Source organism: Ensifer sesbaniae (genome assembly GCF_013283665.1).
Lineage (GTDB): Bacteria > Pseudomonadota > Alphaproteobacteria > Rhizobiales > Rhizobiaceae > Ensifer > Ensifer sesbaniae.
The window spans coordinates 1-5,928 of sequence record NZ_JABEKU010000003.1 but is presented as its reverse complement, the minus strand read 5'-3'; the positions used below and the strand labels follow the sequence as shown (position 1 = coordinate 5,928).

Annotated in this window: 1 protein-coding gene, 1 rRNA gene and 2 pseudogenes; all 4 read right to left on the bottom strand. The window is 57.1% G+C overall.

Going from position 1 to position 5,928, the window contains the following annotated elements; translation table 11 throughout:
• Nucleotides 1–70 precede the first annotated feature (70 nt).
• The 4 genes and pseudogenes from BHMPCIPO_RS28665 to BHMPCIPO_RS28650 all read right to left on the bottom strand — a co-directional run bounded on the left by BHMPCIPO_RS28665 (nucleotide 71) and on the right by BHMPCIPO_RS28650 (nucleotide 5,906).
• Nucleotides 71–516 (bottom strand): annotated as a pseudogene (locus BHMPCIPO_RS28665) (transposase).
• Between the two features lie 43 nt (nucleotides 517–559).
• Entirely contained in the window at nucleotides 560–1,957 is a 1,398-nt protein-coding gene (locus tag BHMPCIPO_RS28660) for a transposase (RefSeq protein ID WP_173520231.1), read from the bottom strand.
• A 55-nt stretch (nucleotides 1,958–2,012) separates the two neighbouring features.
• Nucleotides 2,013–2,771, bottom strand: a pseudogene (locus BHMPCIPO_RS28655) (IS256 family transposase); the annotation flags it as partial.
• Nucleotides 2,772–3,110: 339 nt separating this feature from the next.
• Nucleotides 3,111–5,906: ribosomal RNA gene (locus tag BHMPCIPO_RS28650) — 23S ribosomal RNA — on the bottom strand.
• Between the last annotated feature and the right edge of the window lie 22 nt (nucleotides 5,907–5,928).

The window sequence follows — 5,928 nt, the reverse complement described above, 5'->3', positions numbered from 1 at the left end:
GGATCATGTCCCAGGGAGTGGTGTAGGTGGCGGCTTTGGTCGCCGCGTTCTCCGGCATGGGCCGGGATGATCAGCGCGCCACGGCTGGCAGGCTGATGAGCGGATCATCGCTCATCTGGCTGATGGTTTCTAGTGTCATGTATCTGGCGCGTTGGACAGCCCATTCGTCGTTCTGCTCGAGCAGGATCGCTCCGACGAGGCGGACGATGGCGTCATCATTGGGGAAGATGCCGACGACCTCGGTCCTGCGCTTGATTTCGCCGTTGAGGCGCTCGATCGGGTCGTGCTGTGCAGCTTGGCGCGGTGCTCCTTCGAGAAGGTCATGTAGGCGAGAACGTCTTCTTCGGCATCATCCATGATGGCGGCGAGCTTGGGGACCTTCGGCCGGATCTGGTCGGCGACGGCGCGCCATTGGGCGCTTGCGGCTTCCGGCGTCTCCTGGGCGAAGGCGGTGGCGATGAAGGCGGAGACGACACGGCGACCGCTCTTGCCGGCGTGGGCAAGAACGTTGCGCATGAAGTGGACCCGGGGGCTGTTGAAGAACCAATCGTCGGCGGAGCTATACGGAAGCCACCGACAAGCCGATTCCAAAAACTTTCCTTTGCCTGAAGGGATGTCGGGCTGAACTGGTAGCTTCTTGGCTGTACACGAACAGCAAAATTGACAGGAAAGCACTCGCCAGTCGTTTCAAGTTGACTGCCGCGGCCGTCAGATAGGCTTGGATTTTCATATTTATGAGGCCGCGCCGGATCGCTCTCGATAGCCCGTGCCAAGTCTTCGCTTCGCCGTGATATCCCTCTGAGCGCCAGCGGTGACGCTGGTACAAAGCTCGGTCCTCGTCCGACCATCGTTCTCTTCGGCGACGAGCTCGCAGGAGTGCCGGATAGTCATCGCCGAGCACTACCGCCTTGTTCACACGGCCATTGGAAAGGCAAAGTCGCGCCAGATCGCAGTGCCGACAGTCGGCCGCGCGAGATGTAAAGAAGCGCCCATGTTTAACGGCACGGCCCGCCTTCAGCATCTTGCCACGCGGACATTTAAGGGTGTCGTACTTGGCGTCATAACGAAAGCGGCGCATAGGCACAGGGCTACGGATTGGCTCTGCTTTTGCCGGAATAACCGCTTCGATCGCGCGTTGCTCCATTCCTGCGAACACCTTAGCATACGCATAGCCGGCGTCGGCAGTTGCCGTTTTGATTATCGTGCCGGTCATCGCGGCGACCGCGTCGAGACGACTGAGTATGACTTGCCCCTCATTAATCTCGCCTGTGGTGACCTCCACATCTAAAATTACGCCGCAAGCATCATCCACCACGGCATGTTGCTTGTAGGCCGGCTCCAGTCTCCGATTACGCCCGTTGGTCACCATGGACGCGTCAGGGTCGGTGACGCAGACTTTCTTGTATTTGCCTGTTTTGCGGCTATTTCGTTCGCTCTCAGCGGCTTCGTTGGCGTCGGTGACCGCATCTATATGGCGGACCGCAAGACTTTCCCAACTGACGTCGGCCCGAATGAGTGAGGCGTCGACATGAACGATCTCCCCCTTGGCGATTTTGGCCGCTACGCAGACCTTTACCGTCCGCTCAAAGATAGTTCGGAAACGTTCTGCACCCCAGCGCTGACGGATACGGGTCAACGACGAATGGTCCGGGAGAGCTTCGTGCAGACCGAAGCCGATAAACCAGCGAATAGCGATGTTTACTTGAGCCTCGCGCATCAGCCGACGGTCATGGACAATTCCGAGAAGAAAGCCTGCAAGCATCAGCCGGACTGCTACTTCCGGGTCGATGCCGGGTCGGCCGAAGCCCGCCGCATAAAGCTCAGCCACCTCCTCGTGTAGCCAGGAGAGATCGAGAACTCGATCGACCTTTACCAATACGTGATCGTCAGGGACCAGATCCCGAAGCGAGCCGCACATGTACAGTTCAAGCTGATCGCGTTCCTTACGGCCGAGCATCGTGGAGGCTCCAGAGAATCAACGACTGCTCAATTGAATCAGATACATAGAACTTCTTCAACAGCCCCACCCGGCAGCGCTGCCAGGTTGCGTTGAGCACCTTGGTGACGGCGGCCTTCAGGCCCTCGTGGGCGTCGGAGACAACCAGCTTGACGCCTCTGAGGCCACGGCGGGTCAGCTTGCGTAGGAACTCGGTCCAGATCGGCTCGGCCTCGGAGGTGCCGACCTCCATGCCCAGCACCTCGCGGCGACCGTCGCTGTTGACGCCGACGGCGATGATGACGGCGACGGAGACGATACGGCCGCCGCGGCGGACCTTCAGGTAGGTGGCATCGATCCACAGATATGGCCAGTCGCCCTCGATCGGCCGATCGAGGAAGGCCTTGACCTTGCCGTCGATCTCCTCGCACAGCCGGCTGACCTGGCTCTTGGAGATGCCGCTCATACCCATGGCCTTGACCAGATCGTCGACCGAACGGGTCGAGATTCCCTGCACATAGGCTTCCTGGATGACCGCCGTCAGCGCCTTCTCGGCCATGCGCCGCGGCTCCAGGAACGAGGGGAAGTAGGAGCCCTTCCGGAGCTTCGGAATGCGCAGCTCGACCGTTCCGGCACGCGTCTCCCAATCCCGCTCGCGGTAGCCGTTGCGCTGGGCCGTCCGCAGCGGGTTCTTCTCGCCATAGCCGGCACCGGTGGCGGCGCCCACCTCCAGCTCCATCAGCCGCTCGGCGGCAAAACCGATCATCTCGCGCAAAAGATCGGCGTCGGGGGACTTCTCCACGAGCGCACGCAGGTTCATCATGTCGTCGGTCATCGGTGGTTCCTTCGAATCAGGTTGGTGTCAGCAACCCGACCCTACCGAAGAACATCGATGACCACCGCTTCGCCGCCCGCTCGCTACGGCGCTGTTGAGGGCGCGCTCGCGAGCGGCTTCGCTACCGCCGAGCTACACCACCTGTAGGGACACGACCTGAGAAGCTGGTGAGGCAGAGCCTCTTTTTGATTTGAACACGTCTTTGCGTCTTATCCGGATAATTGCAGCAGCCGGCAGAGCCGAGCCGCCGGACGTCCGGCGCGCCGTCCGCAGCGCCTTTGGCGCGTGAGGACTGTAGATAGCATCATCAAACTTGTTTGATGAGCATGAGCAATGGGAACGATCAAGCCGATCGAACGATTAGTACTGGTAAGCTTCATGCGTTGCCGCACTTCCACACCCAGCCTATCAACGTGGTCGTCTTCCACGGTTCTCAAGGGAATACTCGTTTTCAGGTTGGTTTCCCGCTTAGATGCCTTCAGCGGTTATCCATTCCATATATAGCTACCCTGCTATGCCCTTGGCAGGACAACAGGTCCACCAGAGATATGTCCATCCCGGTCCTCTCGTACTAGGGACAGATCCTGTCAATATTCCTACACCCACGGCAGATAGGGACCGAACTGTCTCACGACGTTCTGAACCCAGCTCACGTACCGCTTTAATTGGCGAACAGCCAAACCCTTGGGACCTGCTCCAGCCCCAGGATGCGATGAGCCGACATCGAGGTGCCAAACAACCCCGTCGATATGGACTCTTGGGGGTCATCAGCCTGTTATCCCCGGCGTACCTTTTATCCGTTGAGCGATGGCCCTTCCACGCGGGACCACCGGATCACTATGACCGACTTTCGTCTCTGCTCGACTTGTCAGTCTCGCAGTCAGGCGGGCTTATGCCATTGCACTCGACGAGCGATTTCCGACCGCTCTGAGCCCACCATCGCGCGCCTCCGTTACTCTTTCGGAGGCGACCGCCCCAGTCAAACTACCCACCATACACTGTCCCGGATCCGGATGACGGACCGCGGTTAGACATCCATGACGATAAGGGTGGTATTTCAAGGATGGCTCCACAAGAACTGGCGTCCCTGCTTCAAAGCCTACCACCTATCCTACACATGCCGACACGAATGCCAGTGTAAAGCTATAGTAAAGGTGCACGGGGTCTTTCCGTCTGACCGCAGGAACCCCGCATCTTCACGGGGAATTCAATTTCACTGAGTCTATGCTGGAGACAGCGGGGAAGTCGTTACGCCATTCGTGCAGGTCGGAACTTACCCGACAAGGAATTTCGCTACCTTAGGACCGTTATAGTTACGGCCGCCGTTTACTGGGGCTTCGATTCAGAGCTTGCACCCCTCCTCTTAACCTTCCAGCACCGGGCAGGCGTCAGACCCTATACGTCGTCTTGCGACTTCGCAGAGCCCTGTGTTTTTGATAAACAGTCGCTACCCCCTGGTCTGTGCCACCCCAAAAGACTTGCGTCCATTGGGGTCACGCTTCTTCCGAAGTTACGCGTGCAATTTGCCGAGTTCCTTCAGCATAGTTCTCTCAAGCGCCTTGGTATACTCTACCTGACCACCTGTGTCGGTTTCGGGTACGGTCTATAATGGTGGAGCTATTTCCTGGAACCGCGTCCCCGCCCGGACAATCCAATAAGTCCAGACAAGTTAAGCGATCCGTCACTACCACCAGGCCCACGAATATTAACGTGGTTCCCATCGACTACGCGTGTCCGCCTCGTCTTAGGGGCCGGCTAACCCTGCTCAGATTAACTTTAAGCAGGAACCCTTGGTCTTTCGGCGAGAGGGTCTCTCACCCTCTTTATCGTTACTCATGTCAACATTCGCACTTCCGATACCTCCAGGACCCCTCACGGGTATCCCTTCGCAGGCTTACGGAACGCTCCGCTACCACTCCTCAAAGAGGAATCCTCAGCTTCGGTGCATGGCTTTAGCCCCGTTACATTTTCGGCGCAAAGACCCTTATTTAGACCAGTGAGCTGTTACGCTTTCTTTAAATGATGGCTGCTTCTAAGCCAACATCCTGGTTGTTTTGGGATCCTCACATCCTTTCCCACTTAGCCATGACTTGGGGACCTTAGCTGGAGGTCAGGGTTGTTGCCCTTTTCACGACGGACGTTAGCACCCGCCGTGTGTCTGCCGACTAGTACTCCTCGGTATTCGGAGTTTGGTTAGGATCAGTAAGACGGTGAGTCCCCATAGCCCATCCAGTGCTCTACCCCCGAGGGTATTCGGTCGACGCTCTACCTAAATAGATTTCGCGGAGAACCAGCTATTTCCGAGTTTGATTGGCCTTTCACCCCTAGCCACAAGTCATCCCAATCTATTGCAACAGATGCGGGTTCGGTCCTCCAGTTGGTGTTACCCAACCTTCAACCTGCTCATGGCTAGATCACTCGGTTTCGGGTCTAATGCGACGAACTGAACGCCCTGTTCAGACTCGCTTTCGCTGCGCCTTCACCTATCGGCTTAAGCTTGCTCGTCACACTAAGTCGTTGACCCATTATACAAAAGGTACGCTGTCACCCTTGCGGGCTCCAACTGTTTGTAGGCATCCGGTTTCAGGTTCTATTTCACTCCCCTTGTCGGGGTGCTTTTCACCTTTCCCTCACGGTACTTGTTCGCTATCGGTCATGCACGAGTACTTAGGCTTGGAGAGTGGTCTCCCCATGTTCAGACAGGATTTCACGTGTCCCGCCTTACTCAAGGACAATGAGTGTTCTACGTGTAAGGGGCTATCACCCGCTACGGCCGACCTTTCCAGGTCGTTCCACTTTATTCCTCATTGCCACTGGCCTGGTCCGCGTTCGCTCGCCACTACTTGCGGAGTCTCGGTTGATGTCCTTTCCTGCAGGTACTTAGATGTTTCAGTTCCCTGCGTTCGCTTCTTACACCCTATGTATTCAGGTGAAGATACCTTTAAACAATGCTTGGAAACCTAAGCCGTGCAACGCACGACTTAAATTTTCCAAGCATTTAAGGTGGGTTCCCCCATTCGGAGATCCATGGATCAAAGCTCATTCGCAGCTCCCCACGGCTTATCGCAGCGTATCACGTCCTTCATCGCCTGTGCATGCCAAGGCATCCACCAAATGCCCTTTTGACACTTGATCGTTCTCATTGCCAATGCTCATC